Raw genomic sequence first — 4,459 nt, forward strand, 5'->3', positions numbered from 1 at the left:
TTTAGATTATTATAATAATTGATTCGATACAATTAATTTTCTTATCAGGAAGAAAGAGAGGTTCATATTGGACAGCAGCGAAATCAAAGATATCCAGAAGAATCAGACTGGTCTTATTGAAAACCTTATCAGTGAGGTAGAAAAAGTTTTTTTCGGGAAGCGATTTGTAGTGGAGTTGACAATCACTTCTCTTATTGCTAAAGGACATATTCTCATTGAGGATGTACCAGGGGTTGGCAAAACAACTTTGGCTAAAGGACTGTCCAAAGCACTGGATCTGGATTTTTCAAGGATACAATTTACTTCAGATATGTTGCCTTCAGATATTCTTGGCACTTTTGTTTTCAACCCATCCACAGCCGAATTCTCTTTTCGTTCAGGTCCCGTTTTCAGCAATATAATTTTGGCCGATGAGATAAACCGTACATCACCCAGGACGCAAAGTGCACTTTTGGAAGCAATGAATGAGAACCAAGTAACCATTGATACGGAAACATTCCAACTGCCCACCCCATTTTTTATTATGGCAACTCAAAACCCTAAGGAGATCCAAGGGACGTATTTTCTTCCCGAATCACAAATTGACAGATTTATTCTTTCTGTGACCATAGGCTACCCCGAGACTTCTATAGAGAAAGAGATTATCGGGGGTCAGAATGAAAACGAATCATTTGATCAGATTAACAAGGTTTTGGATAGCCAACAGGTACAAGATCTTCAAAAGAGTGTTGATTCTGTGTCGGCACAGGATGAGCTCATCGATTATGTTCATTCCATTGTATTAGCTACTCGGGAGGCAGATCATTTTGAGCTTGGTGCCAGCCCAAGAGCGGGCATGCAAATGATGCGTGCGGCTCGGGGTTACGCACTTGTTAAAGGGAGGGATTATGTTACACCTGATGATATTCAAACCATAGCGCCACACGTTCTGGCACACAGGCTCACCTTGAGAGGATCTTCAAATATATTGGGTGAAAGAAGCCAGGTCTTATCAAAAATAGAAGATATACTGAGTTCCATTCCGGCCCCTTGAGAGACCGCATACTAGAAGTTCTTCATATTAGACCCAAAGGAGTGAAGGTCTCCTTAGTGGGCCTTATCATGCTGTTTATTACGGGGTCTTCATTTTACATGATCTTCAAGTTCCCGTATTATATGCGTTTGAAGGTGATATTTGTCTTTCTGTTCGTGGTAAACACATTGCTGTTTGTACGGTTTCGGGACCGGAGAAAAAGTTTAATTAACAGGATGATGCAGAGCAGCTTTTTTCCAAGGAAGCTCACCTTTACCATGGAAGGAAAGTTTCTAGTGTTCATTACACTGGGGATAGGCTTTGCCGCTGTGAACACCGGTGTAAACCTTCTTTATCTCCTGATGGCTATGCTCCTATCGATCATTGTTGCAAGCGGAATCCTGTCAGAATTGACGCTGAAAAAACTGCGCTGGGAAGTGGACCTTCCGTCAGAAACAATTGTTTCATCTGAGACATTTGGATCTATCAAGATCCAAAACAAAAAACGGTACCTGAGCTCTTTCTCATTGGAAGGAGACCTGTTAGTCGCTGATGATAGTGGTATCATTCAGAAGAAAGGAATACTGCTGAAGCTAAAAGCTGGAGAAGAAGGACATATGATGGTACGATTGGTTTTCCCAAAAAGAGGCAAACAGCAAATAAGAGGAATATCAATAGGTACCCGTTTCCCGTTCTCTTTTTTTTCTAAAAGCAGACATTATGAATTCAGCCGCTCTGTTTTGGTGATGCCCAAGGGTGAAGAGTCGGTTGAAACAATCTTAAGTCAATTATCCATTAAGCAGGATGATCATTTTGACGCCCACAACAATAAAGGTCAGGGGTTAGAGTTTTATTCTATCCGACAGATGCATCCAGGTGATGATTGGAGAAATGTTCACTGGAAGAAAACAGCTTCCCGACAACAGTTTGCCATTAAGGAGTTTGAGGAACTGGCAGGAAGGAGGGCCACAGTCTACCTTACAGGCAGCCACAGGGATCATATAGTTCAAGAACGGCGGGAGCAAGGAATAGAGATTGCCGCGTCCATTGTCAGATTTTTAGTTCACAGAAATTTTCATGTGGGCCTGGTGGCTCCCAACTTACATATTAATGAGGGGGCAGGGACTTCCTCATTAAAGCGAATTTTTTCCGCTTTGGCGCTTCTGGATGCTGATCAGGATTTTATGATAAGTGGATCTCAGCAGAAAAAAAGATTTTCTGACACGTTAATATCAGTAAACCTGGACACACTGGATGTTTCACAGATGAATGGACGCTCAAGGATGCGTTACCAGATGCCAGTCGGGAGAGAGGGAGTATCATGACGCTACCCCGCATGATACGGTCCATGGGTGTTGCCCTTATTGTTGTTGCTGCTGTTCCGCTTTATCTGTCTGAAGCAATGCCGGCAATTTTTTGGATGATGGCAACTGCTGGTTTAATAATGGGGATGACGATCGGATCAAAAACGTTTCCACAAAATATTGAATCAATCTTTCGAATTCTAGTTATGGTAACTCTGTTGGTCATTGTTATTACCGGTTTTCAAAAAGGCGACCACCTGTTTAACAGCATAAATCTTGTTTTTCTTGCCACCATCACCAGGGGGATGCGGTTAAAAACAAGCAGACACTACTTTCAGATCATCGGACTGAGTTTTCTTATTTTGGTTGCTTCTGCTATCGTAAATCTTGATATATCCTTTGCTGTTGCTTTCTTTTTTTACGCCATGTTTCTGACCTGGACTCTGGTCTATACTCATATCTCTCAACAAGTTGAATCTTCCACACACCACGACATTGTTGCTGAAAAAGCGTCCAAATTCGTATCAGGGAAGTTTCTCTTGGGCTCTTCGTTTTTGGGACTTGTTCTTCTTGTTTTTTCTTTAACTGTATTTTTTCTATTCCCCCGATTCACCCTTGGCTTTTTTGCTCCGGGCAAGGAAGGAGAGACAGTCCAGGGCTTTTCTGATGCCATTGATCTGGGTCATTTCGGTACCCTGAAAACCTCAGCAAAAATCGTCTTGCGACTTGAATTTCTTTCCGGTGAAAAAAATCTTAACGTCCTGAAATCTAGCTTCTTGAGGGGAGTATCCTTTGATCATTATAATGGCAATGGGTGGTCAAAAAGTGAATCAAAAAGTCACCCCTTGTTGGAATATAGTAGAGATGGATACTTAACTATTCCTGATAAACTTAACCTTGAAATAACGAATGATAGTGAGTTTGAATACAATATTTATCAGGAGCCACTACATAATGACACCCCCGTTATCTTTGCTGCTGCAAAGCCTCTGGGAATAAAGTCTCACAACCGAGGTTCTTCTCGAAGAAAACATAAACGTACAAAATTTTTCATTGATGACGTGAACGACCTTACTCACGATCAGGAAGAGAACAAACCTTTAGACTATACGGTCCGTTCCTCAATTATCAACCATACAGCGTTTAATTTTGATCCAGTAAGGAAGGAATATCCGCCATATTTGAAGGAGCGTTACACTCAACTGCCCCTTGAATTGGATGAAAGAATCAGTGATCTGGCAAAAGAATATTCTAATGGAACTCAAAATCCTTATGCCTTGGCTCTTACCATAGAGAATGCCCTTAAGAAAGAATACAGCTACACTACGGAGGGAGTAGGACGACCTAAAGATCCAATTTCCAATTTCCTTTTTGAGCGAAAACAAGGACATTGTGAGTATTTTGCCACAGCTATGGTGCTTATGATGCGTACACTGGGAGTTCCTGCAAGACCAGTTAATGGGTTTCTCGGTTCTCAATATAACAGTTACGGAGACTATTATATTGTAACAGAGGCCAATGCACACACATGGGTTGAGGTTTTTTTCCCTGAGTACGGTTGGATAACATTTGATCCTACGCCACCCTCACTGTCAGAATCTTATTTTTCTACTGCTTTCACCAACCTGAGTCTCTGGCTTGATTCAATGAAACTTCAATGGTATAAGTGGGTGGTCTTTTACAATCTGGACCGGCAAATACTGCTATATACTGGTCTGTGGAATGCCATTCTACCCGACTCGAAAAATATTGATCTTGGCACACGTGTGTCAGCGAGAGAGTTCAGAATTAAAATGAGATCAACTGTTCGAAGTATGGCAAACTGGAAGACTGCCACTGTTATGATTGCCACCATAGGGTTCATCCCCGGCGTTCAGCTTCTATATCGTTACTACAGAAAGAGAAAAATACCTGGAAGGTCACCTCTGGCCCGCCTGGCGCTGAAGTTGAAAGATTTGCTTACTCGAAAGGGATTTACCGTAACACCAGGATTAACGTTACTAGGTCTCTCAAAACAAGGTGAAAAGATGCAATTTTCAGCTAAAGGTGAACTGGATCAGCTGGTGACTCTCATTGAAGAAGGACGCTGGGATCCGTCAGCAACCGTTCATGAGGAAAAGATAAAAAACCTATATCAGGTAGT

General features: G+C 41.8%; 3 protein-coding genes. All 3 read left to right on the plus strand.

Annotated elements, in window-relative coordinates; translation table 11 throughout:
* Positions 1–82: 82 nt before the first annotated feature.
* Positions 83–1,033 (plus strand): MoxR family ATPase, encoded by a 951-nt coding sequence (locus EYO21_00020; GenBank protein HIB02204.1) that lies wholly within the window; start codon positions 83–85, stop codon positions 1,031–1,033.
* A 56-nt stretch (positions 1,034–1,089) separates the two neighbouring features.
* A complete protein-coding gene (locus tag EYO21_00025) occupies positions 1,090–2,337 on the plus strand; it encodes a DUF58 domain-containing protein (GenBank protein HIB02205.1) in 1,248 nt (415 codons plus the stop codon).
* Positions 2,334–4,459: DUF3488 domain-containing protein (locus EYO21_00030; GenBank protein ID HIB02206.1), on the plus strand; the 2,126-nt coding region annotated here is incomplete at its 3' end. The genes EYO21_00025 and EYO21_00030, both read left to right, overlap by 4 nt.

It is taken from the genome of Candidatus Neomarinimicrobiota bacterium, assembly GCA_012964825.1.
GTDB lineage: Bacteria > Fidelibacterota > Marinisomatia > Marinisomatales > S15-B10 > UBA2125.